The organism is Micromonospora sp. NPDC049523 (genome assembly GCF_040676775.1).
In the GTDB taxonomy this organism is placed as follows: Bacteria; Actinomycetota; Actinomycetes; order Mycobacteriales; family Micromonosporaceae; genus Micromonospora_G.
In genome coordinates this window covers 50,614-67,594 of the sequence record NZ_JBFAPP010000001.1, presented here as the reverse complement: position 1 = coordinate 67,594, position 16,981 = coordinate 50,614, and the positions used below count along the sequence as shown (strand labels likewise).

13 protein-coding genes are annotated in these 16,981 nt (G+C 72.0%); 8 read left to right on the top strand and 5 right to left on the bottom strand.

Features of this window, described 5'->3' with window-relative positions; translation table 11 throughout:
• Positions 1–507 precede the first annotated feature (507 nt).
• Positions 508–2,358: a PAS domain-containing protein gene (locus AB0J90_RS00325; protein WP_363590682.1), complete on the top strand. Its 1,851-nt coding sequence runs from the start codon at positions 508–510 to the stop codon at positions 2,356–2,358.
• A gap of 150 nt (positions 2,359–2,508) precedes the next feature.
• Entirely contained in the window at positions 2,509–3,183 is a 675-nt protein-coding gene (locus AB0J90_RS00320) for a glycohydrolase toxin TNT-related protein (protein WP_363590681.1), read from the top strand.
• A 57-nt stretch (positions 3,184–3,240) separates the two neighbouring features.
• Here AB0J90_RS00320 and gndA read toward each other — a convergent pair whose 3' ends face one another.
• Together gndA and AB0J90_RS00310 are read right to left on the bottom strand one after the other, a co-directional pair.
• On the bottom strand, positions 3,241–4,707 hold the full coding sequence (gene gndA / locus AB0J90_RS00315) for an NADP-dependent phosphogluconate dehydrogenase (RefSeq protein WP_363590680.1): 1,467 nt from the start codon (positions 4,705–4,707) through the stop codon (positions 3,241–3,243).
• Between the two features lie 106 nt (positions 4,708–4,813).
• Positions 4,814–5,764 (bottom strand): TerC family protein, encoded by a 951-nt coding sequence (locus AB0J90_RS00310; protein WP_363591371.1) that lies wholly within the window; start codon positions 5,762–5,764, stop codon positions 4,814–4,816.
• Positions 5,765–5,989: 225 nt separating this feature from the next.
• On the opposite strand from AB0J90_RS00310, the gene AB0J90_RS00305 reads away from it, so the two are divergent.
• Both AB0J90_RS00305 and AB0J90_RS00300 read left to right on the top strand, forming a co-directional pair.
• Positions 5,990–6,646 carry a response regulator transcription factor gene (locus AB0J90_RS00305; RefSeq protein ID WP_363590679.1) on the top strand — a complete coding sequence of 219 codons (657 nt, stop codon included), beginning with the start codon at positions 5,990–5,992 and terminating at the stop codon, positions 6,644–6,646.
• A gap of 12 nt (positions 6,647–6,658) precedes the next feature.
• On the top strand, positions 6,659–8,041 hold the full coding sequence (locus AB0J90_RS00300; protein WP_363590678.1) for a HAMP domain-containing sensor histidine kinase: 1,383 nt from the start codon (positions 6,659–6,661) through the stop codon (positions 8,039–8,041).
• Between the two features lie 6 nt (positions 8,042–8,047).
• Here the strand turns inward: AB0J90_RS00300 and AB0J90_RS00295 are convergent, their stop codons facing one another.
• From AB0J90_RS00295 to AB0J90_RS00285, 3 genes are all read right to left on the bottom strand, one after another.
• Positions 8,048–8,950, bottom strand: a complete 903-nt coding sequence (locus AB0J90_RS00295; protein WP_363591369.1) for a TAXI family TRAP transporter solute-binding subunit — start codon at positions 8,948–8,950, stop codon at positions 8,048–8,050.
• 158 nt (positions 8,951–9,108) lie between these two features.
• Positions 9,109–9,795 carry a hypothetical protein gene (locus AB0J90_RS00290; RefSeq protein ID WP_363590677.1) on the bottom strand — a complete coding sequence of 229 codons (687 nt, stop codon included), beginning with the start codon at positions 9,793–9,795 and terminating at the stop codon, positions 9,109–9,111.
• Positions 9,796–10,000: 205 nt separating this feature from the next.
• The gene (locus AB0J90_RS00285) at positions 10,001–10,345 is read right to left on the bottom strand and encodes an Lsr2 family protein (RefSeq protein ID WP_363590676.1); all 345 of its coding nucleotides are present in this window, start codon (positions 10,343–10,345) and stop codon (positions 10,001–10,003) included.
• A 382-nt stretch (positions 10,346–10,727) separates the two neighbouring features.
• Between AB0J90_RS00285 and AB0J90_RS00280 the strand changes: the two genes are divergently transcribed.
• From AB0J90_RS00280 to AB0J90_RS00265, 4 genes are all read left to right on the top strand, one after another.
• Positions 10,728–12,113: a diaminobutyrate--2-oxoglutarate transaminase family protein gene (locus AB0J90_RS00280; RefSeq protein ID WP_363590675.1), complete on the top strand. Its 1,386-nt coding sequence runs from the start codon at positions 10,728–10,730 to the stop codon at positions 12,111–12,113.
• Positions 12,110–13,711: a pyridoxal-dependent decarboxylase gene (locus tag AB0J90_RS00275; RefSeq protein ID WP_363590674.1), complete on the top strand. Its 1,602-nt coding sequence runs from the start codon at positions 12,110–12,112 to the stop codon at positions 13,709–13,711. Before AB0J90_RS00280 ends, AB0J90_RS00275 begins: the two co-directional genes overlap by 4 nt.
• Positions 13,708–15,087 carry a lysine N(6)-hydroxylase/L-ornithine N(5)-oxygenase family protein gene (locus tag AB0J90_RS00270; protein ID WP_363590673.1) on the top strand — a complete coding sequence of 460 codons (1,380 nt, stop codon included), beginning with the start codon at positions 13,708–13,710 and terminating at the stop codon, positions 15,085–15,087. The genes AB0J90_RS00275 and AB0J90_RS00270 overlap by 4 nt, the downstream gene beginning before the upstream one ends.
• An 81-nt stretch (positions 15,088–15,168) precedes the next feature.
• Positions 15,169–16,980, top strand: a complete 1,812-nt coding sequence (locus AB0J90_RS00265) for an IucA/IucC family protein (protein ID WP_363590672.1) — start codon at positions 15,169–15,171, stop codon at positions 16,978–16,980.
• Position 16,981 lies beyond the last annotated feature (1 nt).

Below are 16,981 nucleotides of genomic sequence, written 5' to 3'. Positions count from 1 at the left end.
GGGAGGTGCCCCGGCCGACCGGCGCGGGTTCTCGACGAGCTGTCCGGAACTGGGTCCGGGGGGCGCGAGGGGAGTGCCGGAGCCCCGCCGACGCCCGGTTGTCCGGGAATCGTTTCTGTTCACCGTGGTGCCTCTGGGGAATGTGGCGGCCCGGGTGGCCACGTTGTCCGGCTGATCCGGGCCGGCTGATGTCGTCGCGTCGTAAGCGAACAAATATCTTGTCCGTGAATACTACAATCCGTGTTGGCCCGATTACTCATGGATATCTGACGGATCATCGACACCTGTGCGTCCGTACCCGGCCCTACGCTGCGCGTGGGCACGCTCCACACACGACATGAGGTGGCGGACTTCGTTCCGGCGCGTTCCTTCCGCCCACCGCGTCCCGTACGGCATAGTCGGTGCCGCGGGGGGAACGGATGCGTACGCCACAGCCCGCCGTCCAGGCCGGTGCGACGTGTGCCGCGGTTGGGCGGCTGCCCGGCGGCGCGGGTGGGAGGATTCCGGTTGCCGCAGCGCCGCATCATCGGCTTCGTCACGCTGACCGCCGCCCTCGGACTGGGTGTCTTCCTGCTCCCCGCCGCGGCGGGGATGCTCTGGGGGACCATCGGTGCGGCCAGCGTCACCGCCGTGGCGTACGGCATCCACCAGCACCGGCCCGCGCGCCGCGCGCCGTGGCTGCTGCTCGGGTCCGGTCTCGCCGTCCTGGCCGCGGGTGACGTCGCGTACGCCATCGCCGCCACCTCCTCGGGCCAGGTCCACTCGCTGCTCGCCGACGTCCTGTACGTGTCCCTGTTCCCGTTGCTGACCGCGGCTCTGGTGCAGTTGACCCGCAGCAGCGCGATCATCCGTGACCGCTCCGGCCTGACCGACCTGCTCGCGGTGGTGCTCGCCGTCGGACTCGTCGGCTGGACCCAGCTGGTCGCGCCCGCCCTGCCCGGCACCGGGCTCTCCCGGGTCGAGCAGTGTGTGCTGGTCAGTCACGTCCTCGGCGGCCTGCTAGTGCTGGTGGTGATGGTGCGGCTGGCGGTCGCGGCGCCGCGCAACGTGGCGGTGCTGCTGCTTGCCGTGGGAGCGGCCGGGCTGCTCGCCTCGGACACCGCCTACGCCGTCGCCGAACTCGGCTCGGGCTGGCGACCGGGTGGGCCGGCCGAACTGGGATGGCTGGTCCACTACCTCGCCTGGGGCGCCGCCGCACTGCACCCCTCGATGACCCGGCTGACCGCGCGGGTCGACGTGCCACCGGACGAGACCGCCGCGACCCGGGTCGGCCTGGTCGCGCTGGCCAGCCTGACCGCCGTGGTGGTCCTGTTCGCCGAGGCGGTCGCCGGTGCGGTCCTCGACGGAGTGGTGATCGCAGTGGTGGCCGGGCTCAGCACGGTCCTGGTGGTGACCCGCGTGGTCGACGCGCGGAACAAGCACCGGCACGCCGTACGACGCGAGCGGCACCTGCGGGAGACCTCCACCAGCCTGGTCGGTGCGACCGGTAGCGCCCAGGTCGGCGAGGCGCTGCGGGTGATGGTGGCGCAGATGCTGCCGGCCGGCACCCCGCACCGTCTCGTCTTCGCGCTGTACCGGCCGCCCGGCCGCCGGACGGACGACCTCGACTTCGTCTGGTCACCGAGGGTGGACCTGGACCAGCCGCTGCCGACGAACAACACCCCGCGGCGCAGCCTGCTGGTCGAGACCCGGCTGCTGCCCGCCGTGCTGGTCGAGCCATTGGGCGGTCTGCCGGCCACCATCGTGGCGTCGCTGACCCCCGGCGCCGAGTCGGTGGCCGGGCGCGGGGGCGCCGCCCTGCTGGTGGCCGCGGACCGGGACACCCTCGTCGCCTCGCGGGACGTCATCGAGGTGGCCGCCGGTCAGGCCACGCTCGCCCTGCAACGGCTGGCGGTGACCGGCGCGGCCCACCGGCGGGATCGGGACCGGTATCTGGACCTGGTGGCCGGCAACACCAACGACGGCGTCCTGATCGTCGGCGACGACGACCGGGTGAACTACGCCAACCCGGCGTTCTGGCGGATCCTCGGCATCGAGTCGCAGGCCTTCGCGACCTGGCGGGACATCATCCACCCGGACGACCACGAGCAGGTGGACCGCGCCCTGCGCGCCGTACGCGCGGAAGACGAGTCGTCCGGGATGGACGTGCAGTGGACCCTGCGCCGGTCCGACCGGAGCCGGGTCCTGGTCGAGGTGAACTGCCGGCCGCTGCTGGCGGAGCCCGGCCCGCCCGGTGTGTCGATCACCTTGCGTGACGTCACCGACGAGCGGCGGCGGGAGTGGGACCTGCTCCGGCGCCGGTTGGAAACCACCGCGCCGGGGCTGAACCGGCGCAGTCTGCGGCGACGCTTCCGCTGAAGCCGCAGGCGATGCGCCCTCGGTGAGCCGCGCAGGGCGGTCGCAGGTACTCCACGTTGGGCGAATTGACGGTAATCCGATAGTTCTCTGGACGACCCTGGGTGATCGTCCAGTTAACTGACCGCGATGTCAGCCCGGTTTGGGGGGTTTATGAAGATCCGTACGTTTGCCTCTGCCGCCCTCGTCGCGGTCCTCCTGGTCAACGCGCCGCCGCTGCCCGCGTACGCGGGAACCGCCCCCGCCGGATCGGCCTGCCGGCCCGGTACACCCGACCAGGCACCACCCACCCAGCAGTTCCACGACCCCGCCCGACCGGAACTCGGACCGGCCGCACTGCCGCAAGACCGCCCGGTCGGCCCGCTGCTGTTCGGCTACCGACGGTTCGGCGGGCTCGGCGAGCCCGAGTTCGTGGCCAAGTACCGCAGCGGCGGAAGCTGGATCTACCCGCCCGCCGACGGCTTCCTCGTGGTCCACGGCGAGCCGGTCAGGTTCGAGCAGACACTGTGGGCGGGCAGCCGGGTCGACCGGTTCGGTTATCCCGGCGGCGCCTACCTGGCACCGGCCCGGACGTTGTTCCTCCAGCGGGCACTGCCGCCGCAGAACCTCAACACCCCGACCGGGACCCCGGCGAGCAACTACCACCTGTACTGCGTACTGCGGGCGTTCCGGGTCGACTCCGGGCCGATCGCGCCGTGGTTCGAACAACTCGGACTCGGCCTGCAGTACAAGCTGGAGGCGAGACACGTGCCCGGCGCCCCCGCCCCGCTCAGCGTCAACTGGCTGCTGCAGAACGGCTACCTGGTGGAGGAACGCCCGCGCGGGTAGCGGAGAGACGGTCGGCCCGCCGGTGCCGTGACTCACGACACCGGCGGGCCGTCGAGGTCAGGACGCCGATTCGGTACGGGCGCCGGCCCACAGCGTGTGGAAGGAACCCTCCCGGTCGACCCGCTGGTACGTGTGCGCGCCGAAGTTGTCCCGCAGGCCCTGGATCAGGGCGGCGGGCAGCCGTCCCCGGCGCAGCCCGTCGAAGTACGCCAGCGACGAGGAGAACGCCGGGGTCGGGATGCCGACCTCGGTGGCGTACCGGACCACCCGGCGCCAGCTCTCGATGGCGTCCGACACCACGTCCGCGAAGTACGGTGCCACCAGCAGCGTGGGCAGTTCGGGGTCGGCGTCGTAGGCCTCCCGGATCCGGTTGAGGAACCGGGCCCGGATGATGCACCCGCCGCGCCAGATGGTGGCCATCGCGCCCCGGTCGATGTTCCAGCCGAACTCGTCGCTGCCGGCCTGGATGTGGTCGAACCCCTGCGCGTACGCGACGACCTTCGAGGCGTAGAGCGCCTTGCGGACGTCCTCCACGAACGCGTCCCGGTCACCGATGCTCGCCTTGCCACCCGCGTCGGCGAAGCGCTCACGGGCGGCGGCCCGCTGGTCGGCGTGCCCGGACAGCGAGCGGGCGAAGGTCGCCTCGGCGATACCCGTGATCGGCACGCCGAGGTCCAGCGCGCTCTGTACGGTCCAGCGCCCGGTGCCCTTCTGCTCCGCCTGGTCGAGCACCACGTCGACGAACGGCTTGCCGGTGGCGGCGTCGGTGTGGCCGAGCACGTCAGCGGTGATCTCGATGAGGAAGGACTCCAGGTCCCCCTCGTTCCAGGTGCGGAAGATGTCGGCGAGTTCACCCGGCGACGCGGACAACCCGTCCCGCAGCAGGTCGTACGCCTCCGCGATGAGCTGCATGTCGGCGTACTCGATGCCGTTGTGCACCATCTTCACGAAGTGCCCGGCACCGTCCGGTCCGACGTGGGTGCAGCACGGCACGCCGTCGACCTGCGCGGCGATCGACTCGAAGATCGGCCCGAGCTTGGCGTACGCCTCCACCGACCCGCCGGGCATGATGCTCGGGCCGAGCAGCGCACCCTCCTCGCCGCCGGAGACACCGGTGCCGACGAAGTGCAGCCCGTGCGCCTTCAGCGTCTCCTCCCGCCGCCGGGTGTCGGCGAAGTGGGCGTTGCCGGCGTCGATGACGATGTCGTCGGTCTCGAGCAGCGGGATCAGCTCCTCGATGACCGCGTCGGTCGGGCCACCGGCCTTCACCATCACGATGACGGCGCGCGGGCGGGACAGCGACGCCACGAAGTCGGCCATCGACTCGGCCGGCACGAACTCGCCCTCGTCACCGTGCTCGGCGATCAGGCTCCGCGTACGGTCGGCGGAACGGTTGTGCACCGCCACCGGATAGCCGTGGCGGGCCAGGTTGCGAGCCAGGTTGCGCCCCATCACGCCGAGTCCGGTGACCCCGATCTGGGCGCTGCCCGCCGCTGGCTTTCCGAACGCTTCCTGTTCCGCCATGTTCTCTCCCTTGGTCCGACGTCGGTGACCATGCTGCCAGCGTTTCTCCGTGACGGCTGCCGGCCCAGCTATGTGATCTTCCTCTATGCAGGTCCGGGCCGACCGCCTAGCCGCGGCCGTCCCGATTGGTGGGCGGCACCGGCCGCGGCGCGTGCCGGCTGGCCAGCAGGCTCCAGACGATCGAGGCGGCGATGGTCACCACGATCACGCTCAGGGTCAGCCAGATGGGCAGTTTCCCGATCGGGGTTTCGGCGAGGATGAGCTTCACCCCGGCGAAGGCGAGCAGCACGGCCAGGCCGTAATGCAGGCGGCTGAACCGGCGCAGCAGGCCGGCGAGGCAGAAATACAGCGCCCGCAGACCGAGAATGGCAAACGCGTTCGCCGACCAGAGTACGAACGTGTCGGTGGTGATGGCCAGGATCGCGGCGATCGAGTCGACCGCGAAAATCAGGTCGCTGGCCTCGATCGCGACCAGCACCACGAAAAGCAGCGTCACCCTCCGCCGGCCGTCGTGCCGGGTGACGAACCGGCCGTCGTGGTAGCGCGCATCGGTGGGCAGCAGCCGGCGAACCAGACGGACCACCGGATTGCGTTCGGGCTGGATCTTCCGATCGTGCTTGAACCCCATCTGATAGCCGGTGTAGATGAGGAACGCGCCGAATATGTACGCGGTCCAGAAGAACGTCCGGAGCAGTTCCGCCCCGGCGAAGATGAATGCCAGCCGGAAGCCGAGTGCGCCGACGACCCCCCAGAACAGGACTTTGTGCTGGTAAGCGGCGGGTACCGCGAAATACGTGAAGATCAGCGCGAAGACGAACACGTTGTCGATGGAGAGCGTCTTCTCGATCAGGTAACTGGCGAAGTACGCGGTGCCGGACCGGGAACCCTGCCACCACCACAGCAGTACGCCGAACGCGAGCCCGGCGCCGACCCAGATCCCGCTCCAGAGCGCCGCCTCGCGCAGGCCGACGACGTGGTTGTCCCGGTGCAGCAGCAGGTCCACCGCGAGCATGATCACGATGACGATCGCCAGCGCCGGCCAGGCCCACGCCGGCACCGCGGCGGTCACCCGGGCCGCCGCGTCGTCGTCACCGGCCACACATACCCCGCCGGTGCGGGTTTATCAGTGACGGCAGGTTCGCCGGTGCTGGCGGGTGGTCGGCGGCAGCCGGTTGTCGAGGGCGGCCGGGGCGAACGCCCGCAAGGGAAGCCGGAGATGCCCGCGCCCACCGACGGCCGGCGGACCGGCACAATAGCGGGCAGTCGGCGTGAGGGAGGGCGTGTGCGCATCCTGTTGGTCGAGGACGACAGCCGGGTGGCCGCGGCGATGGCCTCGGCGCTGACCCGCCGCGGGTTCGACATCGAACAGGCCTCCACCGCGGCGGCGGCGCTGGCGGCGGCCCCGTGTGACCTGGTCCTGCTCGACCTCACCCTGCCCGACGGCGACGGGGTCGAGGTCTGCCGGACGCTGCGCCAGCGCAGCCCCCAACTCGGCATCATCGCGGTCACCGCCCGCGGCGAGGAGCGCGACCGGGTGCTCGGGTTGCGTGTGGGGGCGGACGACTACGTGGTCAAGCCCTTCTCGATGGCGGAACTGCACGCCCGGATCGAGGCGGTGCTGCGCCGGGGTGCGTACACCGCCCCGGAGCGCACGGTCATCGAGGCCGGCCGGATCCGGATCGACGTGACCGCCCGGTCGGCCGAGATCGACGGGGTCGCGGTGGCCCTCACCCGCAAGGAGTTCGACATCCTGATGTCGCTGGCCCGCCAGCCCGGACTGGTGGTGCCGCGCGACCGGATCCTGCTCGACGTCTGGCAGACCACCTGGACCGGCCGGCACACGGTGGAGGTGCACGTGGGCTCCCTGCGAGCGAAGCTCGGTGATCCCGGCCTGGTCGAGACCGTCCGGGGCGTCGGCTACCGGCTCCGGGTCGGGTAACCGGGAGCTGCCGTGCGTCGCCGTCTGGTCTTCAGCTACCTGCTGTTGATGGTCCTGGTGCTGGTCGCGCTGGAGATCCCGCTCGCCTTCACCCTGGCCACCGCGGAGACCGACCGGGTCCGGGCCGACCGGCTCGCCGACGCGACCCGGTTCTCGTCCCTGTCCGGGCCGGCCCTGCGCGGCGGGGCGACCGGCGGGGTGAGCGCGGAACTTGACCGCTACGCGGAGCTGTACGGCCTGCACGCCGCCCTCGTCGACCGGGACCGCACGGTCGTCATCCGTACGCCGCAGTACCGGCCGGACGCGCAACTGGTGGAGTCCGCCACCCGCGCTTCGCTGGCCGGACAGCAGTCCGCCGCGCCGGGGCTGGTCTGGCCCTGGGGTGACGAGCCGCTGGTCGTGTCGGTGCCGGTGAGCGAGAGCGGCGAGGTGCTCGGCACGGTGATCATCTCGTCGCCGACGTCGCGGATCGGCCGCACCACGCTCACCTGGTGGTTGGCGCTGGCCGCGATCGGTGCGCTCGCCCTGCTGGCGTGCGTACTCACCGCGTTCCGGCTGGCCGGCTGGGTGCTGCGGCCGGTCACCGTACTCGACGCGGTGACCCACGAGATCGCCGCCGGGGACCGGGCCGCCCGCGCCCCGCACCGGGTCGGGCCACCGGAACTGCGCCGGCTGGCGGCGAGCTTCAACGACATGGCCGACGCGCTCTCCGACGCGATGGAGCGGCAGCGGGCGTTCGTCGCGCACGCCAGTCACCAGCTACGCAATCCGCTCACCGCGCTGCGGCTGCGGGTGGAGGAACTGGGGCCCAGCGTCACCGACGAGGACGGCCGCACCGAGCACCGGCTCGCCCTGGAGGAGAGCGACCGGCTGGCCCAGGTGCTCGACGGCCTGCTCACCCTGGCCCGAGCCGAACGGGGCGCGGACAAGATGGTGGTGGTCGACGCGGCTGCGGTGGCGGTGTCACGGGTGACGGCCTGGCTGCCGTTGGCCAGGCGCCGGTCCATCGAGCTCACCGTCAACACACCGAGCACCCCGGCGTACGCGAGTGCCGCGCCGACCGCCCTGGACCAGTCCATCGACGCGCTGATCGACAACGCGGTCAAGTTCACCGACGACGGCGGACGGGTCGAGGTGTCCGTCTACAAGCTGGACGGCGGGGTGGCGATCCACGTACGCGACAACGGCCGGGGCATGACGTCGGCCCAGCTCAAACACGCCACCGAACGGTTCTGGCGGGCGGCGGACGCGCAGAACATCTCCGGTGCGGGACTCGGCCTGACCATCGTCGCGGTGCTGGTGGACGTCTCCGGCGGGCGGCTCACCATGCGCCAGGCGATCCCGCGCGGGCTGGACGCGGCACTGTGGTTCCGTACGCCGGACGAGCCGGCGTAGCGCGGGTCAGGGTTTGCTGGCGCGGTAGTACTCGGCGGCGCCCGGGTGCAGCGGCAGCGGCGCGGTGGCGATCGCCGACTGGATGCTCATCCGTCCCGCCGCCGGATGCGCCCGCCCCAGCTCGATCCGCCGTTCCATCAGCAACCGGGTCAACTCGTACACCAGGTGTTTCGGCAGGTCGGCCGAGACGACCAGGTAGTTGGGGTCGGCGACGGTGGTGACCGGCGCCAGGCCGTACACCGAGGTGGGGATGTCGCGGTTGACGTAGACCTGGCTGTAGGCCCGGCGCAGCGGTTCGGTCCACTCGCCGAGGTCGATGATCCGGGCGGGGGTCCGCCGGACGAGTTCGGCCACTGCCTGGACCGGCAGGCCGCCGGAGAAGACGAAGCCGTCTATCTCACCGCTTTCCAGCGCGGCGACCGAGGCGTCCAGCCCCAGCCGCCGGGTGTCGACCGAACCGAGGGTCAGGCCGGCGACGTCCAGCAGCCGGTTGGCGGTGATCTCCGTACCGGAACCTGGGGCGCCGACCGAGACGGTGCGCCCGCGCAGGTCCGCCAACCGGCGGATGGGCCGGTCGGCGCGGACCACCAGGTGCAGCAGGTCGTCGTAGAGCCGGGCCACCCCGAGCACGGCGGGGGAGTCGCCGGCCGTCGCGGGCAGGGTGTCCGCCTGGGTGAAGCCGAGTTCGGCGCCGCCCCGGGAGACCAGCTCGACGTTCTCCGCCGAGGCCGCGGTGACCACCACGCTCGCCCGTACGCCCGGGATCTCCCGGTTGATGATCGTGACCAGGGACTGGCCGAACGCGTAGTAGACGGCGGTGGGGCTGCCGGTGGCGATCCGGATCAGCACCGGCTCCTCGGGCGCGTCGACGCAGCCGGCGACGAGCACCGTCAGGATGGCGGCACAGATGACCGAAACGGCCCGCCGGGCCGAGCGTGGAAACCCGTCCGGGGGCGGCGGGGTGAGGGGCACGGGTCGTACTCTCCGGCGGAAGTAGGGGTCGCCGCGGCAAGTCTGGCCCACCCGGATCGGTCGTGCATACCGACCGAACGGTCAACCCGCCGCCCCTACACCGCGAGGTCGAACTGGTCCCCGGAGCGCACCGCGCCGAGCAGCCGTTGACTGTCCGGGCCGACGTCCACGCTGATCAGAAAGCAGCCGGACCGGCGGCGCAGGGCGGCGCGGGCGTCGAGCAGTTGCGCGCCCCGGACGAGCATCGCGGCGAGGTCGTGGTCGGCGACCCGTACGCCGAGGATGTTCTTGTGCAGGTGGCGCCCGGCGGCGGTGAGCACCGAACGCCAGACGGCCCCGGCGAGCCGGGGACGCCACAGCTGGCGGGCGCTCGATCCGCCGCTGACGCTCGGGTCGAGGATCGCGGCGCGGCCCTGGCTCCAGGCCGTCGTCATGAGTGCCCCGTATCCGGCCCGTTCGCCACGCGGCAGGTAGAGCCGGTGCAGTTGGTAGCGTCGGCGCAGCCCGGCAACGGCGACCTCCCGGGTCACCGGCAGGTCCAGCCGTCCGAGCAGGTACTCCATCCGGTGCGCGGCGAGTTGCTGGTTGAACTCGGCCACCAGCACCCCGTGTACGCCGTGCGTGCCCGCCGGGTGCGCCTGTGGGGTGGCGAGGCCGAGGGGGGTGCAGCGGACCAGCGCCGCGACCTCCAGCGCCTCGACCAGATCCGGCCAGTCCAGCCACGGCGGGTTGGTGTTGTCGTGGATCGAGGTTCTCGAACTGAGCTGGGTTATCGTCGCCATCGACTCGCTCCCCGCAGGACCTGGGCCGGTTTCCAACAGCGTGGATCGGCCGGTCACCGTGGGAAAGCCCACGGCGGGAGTCTTGAGCGAATCTTGCGCGTCCGGATGGTGCCGTTCGGGGCGCCAAGCCCGGCCGGCCGGGGCGGGGTCGGATTCCGACCTCGTCCTCGGCCGCTCGGGACGCGATTAAACGCCCCCTACGAGCTCAATGGCTCTGGTACGCGCGCACCACCTCGGCCGGTATCCGGCCTCGTTCGGAAACGTCATATCCGTTCTTGGTGGCCCATTCGCGTATGGCCCGGTTCTGGTCGCGGTCGGTCCGGGTCGTGCCCCTCGCACCGCGGCGACCTGCGCCACGGCCCTCGATGGCGCTACGGCCCATTCGGCTGCCCGCGGCGATGAAGCCGTCCAGGGCCTTACGCAGCTTGCCCGCGTTCTTCTCGGACAGGTCAATGGTGTAGTTGACCCCGTCCAGACCGAACTCGACGGTGCGGTCGGCCTTACCACCGTCCAGGTCGTCGGTGAGTACGGTGATTACCTGCTTGGCCATCTCTGCGCCCCCATGGGCAATTGATTGGTGAGTACATTGTGACTCACCGAGTTTCGCTCATCGTCGAACGCTTTGCAACGCATTCGCCATTATTTCCGTCGCGTCGGTACATTTTTGCTCGACGAGTGCGGAATCCGATGGCGAGGGACAACCGGGAGAATCGGGCCGGTGGGGCCGTGCCAGGATGGGCGGATGATCGCGAGTGGACGGACCCGGACGGCATCCGAGCCGGTCGGTCCACCGTTGCCGGCGACCCGAGGCGGGGCGACCGGAGCTGGGCGATTCTTAATGACTTTTCGGACATTTACCGAAAAGCTGCCCGTCCAGGGTGCCCGGGGGCGCCGCGATGTGGTAGTTAGGTGAGGCTAACCTTGGAGGCATCGTGGTCGTCTCGCAACTCCCGTCATCCCTGCCCGCCGCCCAAGCCGTCGCCGACGTGCTGGGACGCCAACAGGATCGCGAGTCCGCCGCCCGGACCTACGCACGCACGCTACCGATCGTGCCGGTACACGCCGACGGGATGGTGGTCCAGGGCGCGGACGGCCGACGCTACCTCGACTGCCTCTCCGGCGCCGGCACGCTCGCACTGGGCCACAACCATCCGGTGGTCGTCGACGCGATCCGCCGGCTGCTCGACTCCGGTGCCCCGCTGCACGTACTCGACCTCGGCACGTTCGAGAAGGACGAGTTCACCACCACGCTGCTCGACACGATGCCCGGTGGACCCGAGGGTTGGCGACTGCACTTCTGCGGACCGGCCGGCACCGACGCCGTCGAGGCCGCGCTGAAACTCACCCAGATCGCGACCGGACGCTCGGGTGTACTCGCCTTCACCGGTGGTTACCACGGGATGACCGCCGCCGCGCTGGCGGTCAGCGCCAACGTCGGGGTCAAGACACCGCTGCCGCGCGCCGCGATCGAGGTGACCCGACTGCCCTTCCCGTACGACTACCGGTGCCCGTTCGGCCTCGGCGGTGCGTTGGCCGCCGACCTTGCCGCCCGGTACGCCGAGACGATGCTGACCGACCCGCACTCCGGTGTGGTGCCACCGGCCGCGATGATCCTCGAACCCGTGCAGGGCGAGGGCGGCACCGTGCCCGCTCCCGACGGCTGGCTGCGGGAGATGCGCCGGATCACCGCCGCGCACGGGATTCCGTTGATCGTGGACGAGGTGCAGACCGGGGTCGGCCGTACCGGGGCGTTCTGGGCGGTCGAGCACGCCGCGGTGGTGCCGGACGTACTGGTGATGTCGAAGGCGATCGGCGGCAGCCTGCCGCTGGCCGTCATCGCGTACCGCGAGGAGCTGGACACCTGGCGGCCGGGAGCGCACACCGGCACCTTCCGCGGCAACCAGCTCGCCATGGTGGCCGGCTCGGCGACCGTGCGCCACGTCCGGGAGGCCGGACTGGTCGAGCGGGCCGCCACGGTCGGCGACCGGATGCTGCGCGAACTGCGGCTGTTGCAGGGACAGCAGCCCGCCGTCGGCGACGTACGCGGTCGGGGTCTGATGATCGGCCTGGAGATCGTCGAGCCGGACGCGGCCCCGAACGCCATCGGCGCCCGCCCGGCCGCTCCCGAACTCGCCCGCCGGATCCAGGCCGAATGCCTCGACCGTGGACTGATGGTGGAACTGGGCGGCCGGCACGACGCCGTACTCCGGCTGCTGCCACCCCTGACCATCACCGACCTCCAGGTCGACGCGGTGCTCACCCGGCTGGCCGGCGCGGTCCAGGCCGCCACCTCCGGCTACCAGGGAACCCGCCGATGACCGGCCAGCAGCACCCGCCGTCCGACCCGCTCGACACGGCGCTGGCCGGCGGTGCCGACGGCCCCTCCGCCCTGGGCCCCCTGGTCGACATCGCGCTCGACGCGCTCCGGCTCGGTACGCACCGACGCGGCGGCCCGCTCCCCGCCGGTACGCCCGCCGAGGTGGCCCGTGCCGTCGCCGCCGCGACCGGTGGTGCACTCCTGCCCGACCTGGGGACCGGTGCGCGCTCTGCGCTCGCCGCGCTCGCCACCGAACTCACCGCCGGCACCGCCGACCCGGCCGACCCGCACTGCGCCGGCCACCTGCACTGCCCACCGCTTGCGGTGGCGGTGGCCGCCGAGGTGGTCGCCGCCGCGTTGAACCCGTCGCTCGACTCCTGGGACCAGGGGCCGTCGGCGACCGAACTCGAACCACTGGTGGTCGCCACCCTGGCCGAGCTGGTCGGCTACCGCGCCGACAGCTCCGGCGGGGTGGTCACCACCGGTGGCACCGAGTCCAACCTGATGGGCCTGCTGCTGGCCCGCGACGCCGCGGTGCTCACCACCACCGGCTCGACCGCGGCCACCGTCGGGCTCGGCGCGGTCGGGTCCCGGTTGCGCTACTTCTGCAGCGAGGTCGCCCACTTCTCGGTACGGCGCAACGCCGCCCTGCTCGGGCTCGGCGAGGAAGCCGTGGTCCCGGTGCCGGTCGACCGGGCGTACCGGATGGACCCGGCGGCGCTCGCCGACCGGCTGGCCGGCACCGTTTCCGCAGGTGGCGTACCGGCGGCGGTGGTGGCGACCGCGGGAACCACCGACTTCGGCAGCGTCGACCCGCTGCCGGCGATCGCCGCAATCACCGCCCGCCACCGCACCTGGTTGCACGTCGACGCCGCGTACGGCGGCGGAGCGCTCTTCTCCGACCGGCTCGCCGGCCTGCTCCACGGCCTGTCCGGAGCCGACTCCGTCGCGCTGGACCTGCACAAGCTCGGCTGGCAACCGGTCGCCGCCGGGGCGTTCCTGACCGCCGACGCCGCCGCGTTGGCACCGCTGTCGCAGCGGGTGGCGTACCTCAACCCGGCCGACGACGAGACGGCCGGCTACCCGAGCCTGCTCGGACACTCGCTGCGCACCACCCGGCGGGTGGACGCGTTCAAGCTCGCGGTGACCTTCCGCGCGCTGGGCCGGCAGGGACTGGGCGCCTTGGTCGACGCCTGCCATGACCTGGCCCGGCACGCGGCGGCCCGGATCGCCGCCAGTCCACACCTGGAACTGGCCGCCGACCCGGTGCTCACCACGGTCGTGTTCCGCTACCGCGCCGGTGCGCGCGGCAACCGGGTCAACGCCGCACTGCGCCGGCGCCTGCTCGCCGACGGCTCGGCGGTGGTCGGCCGCACCGAGGTCGGCGACGCGGTCTGGCTCAAGCTCACCCTGCTCAACCCCCATGCCACCAGCGCCGACGTGGACGCGCTGCTGGACCTGGTGATCCGGGCCGGTGCCGCCGAGCAGCAGGCCGCCGCCGAGCAGCAGACTGGTACGCGGCGAGCCGGTGCAGCGGCACCGAACGCCGTCGCCCCGAGGGCGAGGACCAGCGACACCCCGGAGGAAGCCAGCCGATGAGCACCGACGCCGTACCGACCGTCACCGACCCCGATCCGGTCGACACCGGATACGACCTGGTCGGCATCGGCCTGGGGCCGTTCAACCTGGGACTCGCCGCGCTGGCCGAACCGATCGCCGGCCTGCGTACGCTCTTCGTCGACGCCCGCCCCGACTTCGCCTGGCACCCCGGCCTGCTGCTGGAGGGCGCCCAGTTGCAGGTGCCGTTCCTCGCCGACCTGGTCTCCCTGGTCGACCCGACCAGCAGGTGGTCGTTCCTGAACTACCTGCGCGAGCACGACCGGCTCTTCCCGTTCTACTTCGCCGAGCGGTTCCACGTGCCGCGCCGCGAGTACGACCACTACTGCCGCTGGGTCGCCGAGTCGTTGCCCTCCTGCCGGTTCGGCGCCCGGGCGGACCGGTTGCGCTGGTCGGCCGAGACTCAACGCTTCTCGATCGAACTGACCGACCCGGACACCGGTGCCACCAGCCGGGTCACCGCGCGGCACGTGGTGCTCGGCGTCGGCACCGAGGCGGTGGTCCCCGAATCCCTGGCCCACCTGGTCGGCGAGCACATCTTCCACGCCGAGCACTACCTCGACCGGCAACCGGCCCTCGCCGGTGCCCGGGACGTCACCGTGGTCGGATCCGGCCAGTCCGGCGCCGAGGTCTTCCTCGACCTGCTGCGCCGCGCCCCGGAGCAGGGCTGGCGGCTGCGCTGGCTCACCCGGTCGCCGGGCTTCGCCCCGATGGAATACTCGAAACTCGGGCTGGAGCACTTCACCCCGGACTACACCGCGTACTTCCGGGAGCTGCCGGAGTCCACCCGCGACCGGCTCGTACCCGAGCAGTGGCAGCTCTACAAGGCGATCAGCGCCGAGACCATCGACGAGATACACACCCTGTTGTACGAGCGGTCCGTCGGCGGTTACCGACCCGAGGTGGCGCTGACCGCGAACGTGGCGGTGGAGTCCGCGTCCGTCACCCAGGACGGCTACCTGCTCGCCTGCCGGGAAACCCGTCAGCAACGCTCGTTCACCGTGCGTACGGACCGGGTGGTGCTGGCCACCGGCTACCGGGCCCGCCGGCCGGCGCTGCTGGAACCCCTGGCCGACCAGGTGCTCTGGGACGCCCACGGGCGGTACCGGGTGGACGCCGACTACCGGGTGTCGCTCACCCCGGCGGTCACCGGCTCGCTCTTCGTGCAGAACGCCGAACTGCACACCCACGGGATCGGCACACCCGACCTGGGGCTCGGTGCCTGGCGCAGCGCCACCATCCTCAACGCCGTCACCGGGGGGAAGGCGTACCGGCTGCCGGCGCGGACCGCGTACACCGGGTTCGGCGTACCCGAGGACGCGGTCGAGCGGGACCTGCCGGACCCGTTGGCGCACTGAAGCTCCGTCCACCGGTCGCCACCCACCGATCGGCGCCCGGCCCACCCCTGGTCACCGAACCCGCCCCCACGAAGGAGCGCCGTGTCCGTCGAGCCCGCCACCGCACCACCGCCGCACCTCGTACCGGAGCACTGGACCGCCGCCGGCCGTACGCTGCTCGCCCGCACGATCGCCGAGATGGCGTACGAGGAAATGGTCACGCCGCGGCCGGACGGCCCGGCGGAGAGCTGGTGCCTCGACCTGCCCGACGGGGTGAGCTACGCCTTCCAGGCCCGCCGGGGCGCGTTCGGGGCCTGGCGGATCCGGCCGGAGAGCCTGCGGCGACGGGCCGCCGGAACCGAGTCACCGGCGACCGACCCGACCCGGTTCGTGGTGGACTCCGCCGACATGCTCGGGCTGACCCGGGCGGTCCTCGCCGACCTGATCCGCGACCTCACCGCCACCCATGCCGCCGACGCCCGGCTGCACGCCCGTGCGATCCCGGCCGCCGACCTCGCCGACCTGTCCCACGAGGACCTGGAGGCGCACCAGACCGGCCACCCGTGCATGTTCCTCAACAAGGGCCGGCTCGGCTTCTCCGCCGCCGACACCGCCCGGTTCACCCCGGAGGCGGCCGGCGACTTCCGGCTGGTCTGGCTCGCCGTCACGCCCGAGCTGGCCCGGTTCAGCTCGGTGTCGGGGCTGGACCGGCAGACGCTGCTCGCCGGCGAACTCGACCCGGGCACCCGGGCCGAGTTCGCCGACCGGGTACGCGACCGGGGCGGCGACCCGGACGCCTACGTCTGGCTGCCGGTGCACCCGTTCCAGTGGGACGAGGTGATCCTGCCGCTGTTCGCCGGGCAGATCGCCGACGGGAGCGTGGTCTACCTCGGCGAGAGCGCCGACCGGTACCGCCCGTTGCAGTCGATCCGCACCCTGACCAACCTGGACCGACCCGGACGGCGCAACGTCAAGGTGCCGCTGATGATCCGTAACACGCTGGTCTGGCGTGGCCTGTCCGAGGCGCAGACCACCTGTGCGCCCCGGCTCACCACCTGGTTGCAGGAGTTGCGCGACGGCGACGCCTTCCTGCGCGACGAGTGCCGGGTGGCGATGCTCGGCGAGGTCGCCTCGGTGACCGTGCCGCACCCGACCTACCGGGACCTGCCGGACGCCCCGTACAAGTACCAGGAGTTGCTGGGCGCGATCTGGCGGGAGCCGGTGCACGGTTACCTGGAGCCGGGGGAGCGGGCCCGGACCATGGCCACCCTGCTGCTGGAGGGGAGCGACGGGCGGGCGGTGGTGAGCGAACTGGTCGACCGTTCCGGTCTGGGAGCGCGGGAGTGGCTGCGGGCGTACCTTGGCGCGCTGCTGCCGCCGCTGCTGCACTACCTCTACCGCTACGGCGCCTCGTTCACCCCGCACGGGGAGAACGTGGTGCTGATCAGCGACGCGGCCGAGCGGCCCAGCCGGATCGCGCTGAAGGACTTCGGCGCCGACGTCGAACTGCTCCCGTTCGACCTGCCCGAGTACGCCCGCATCCCGGCCGAGGCCCGCGACCGGCTGCACCGCTGGCCGGCCGGGGACCTGGCGCACTCGATCCTGTCCGCTATCTGCGCCGGGCACTTCCGGTTCTTCACCGACATCGCCGACCGGCACCTGGGCGTACCGGAGCGGGAGTTCTGGTCCCTGGTACGGGAACCGATCGACGCCTACCACCGGCGCTTTCCCGAACTGGCCGAGCGGTTCGCCTGGTTCGACCTGCTCGGGCCGGAGTTCGGTCGGGTGGCGCTCAACCGGGAGCAGTTGCTCGGCGGCGGCTTCCACGACCGGGCCGAACGCGACGCCGAGTTCGACGTCATGTACGGCACCCTGGCCAACCCGCTGCACCTGGCCCGAGTCGACGGAGACTGAG

Excerpts from the sequence above, each read along its gene's own strand:
- AB0J90_RS00320 (WP_363590681.1), top strand. The coding sequence starts at position 2,509 with ATGAAGATCCGTACGTTTGCCTCTGCCGCCCTCGTCGCGGTCCTCCTG.
- gndA (WP_363590680.1), bottom strand. The coding sequence starts at position 4,707 with ATGGCGGAACAGGAAGCGTTCGGAAAGCCAGCGGCGGGCAGCGCCCAG.
- AB0J90_RS00290 (WP_363590677.1), bottom strand. The coding sequence starts at position 9,795 with ATGGCGACGATAACCCAGCTCAGTTCGAGAACCTCGATCCACGACAAC.
- AB0J90_RS00285 (WP_363590676.1), bottom strand. The coding sequence starts at position 10,345 with ATGGCCAAGCAGGTAATCACCGTACTCACCGACGACCTGGACGGTGGT.
- AB0J90_RS00275 (WP_363590674.1), top strand. The coding sequence starts at position 12,110 with ATGACCGGCCAGCAGCACCCGCCGTCCGACCCGCTCGACACGGCGCTG.
- AB0J90_RS00270 (WP_363590673.1), top strand. The coding sequence starts at position 13,708 with ATGAGCACCGACGCCGTACCGACCGTCACCGACCCCGATCCGGTCGAC.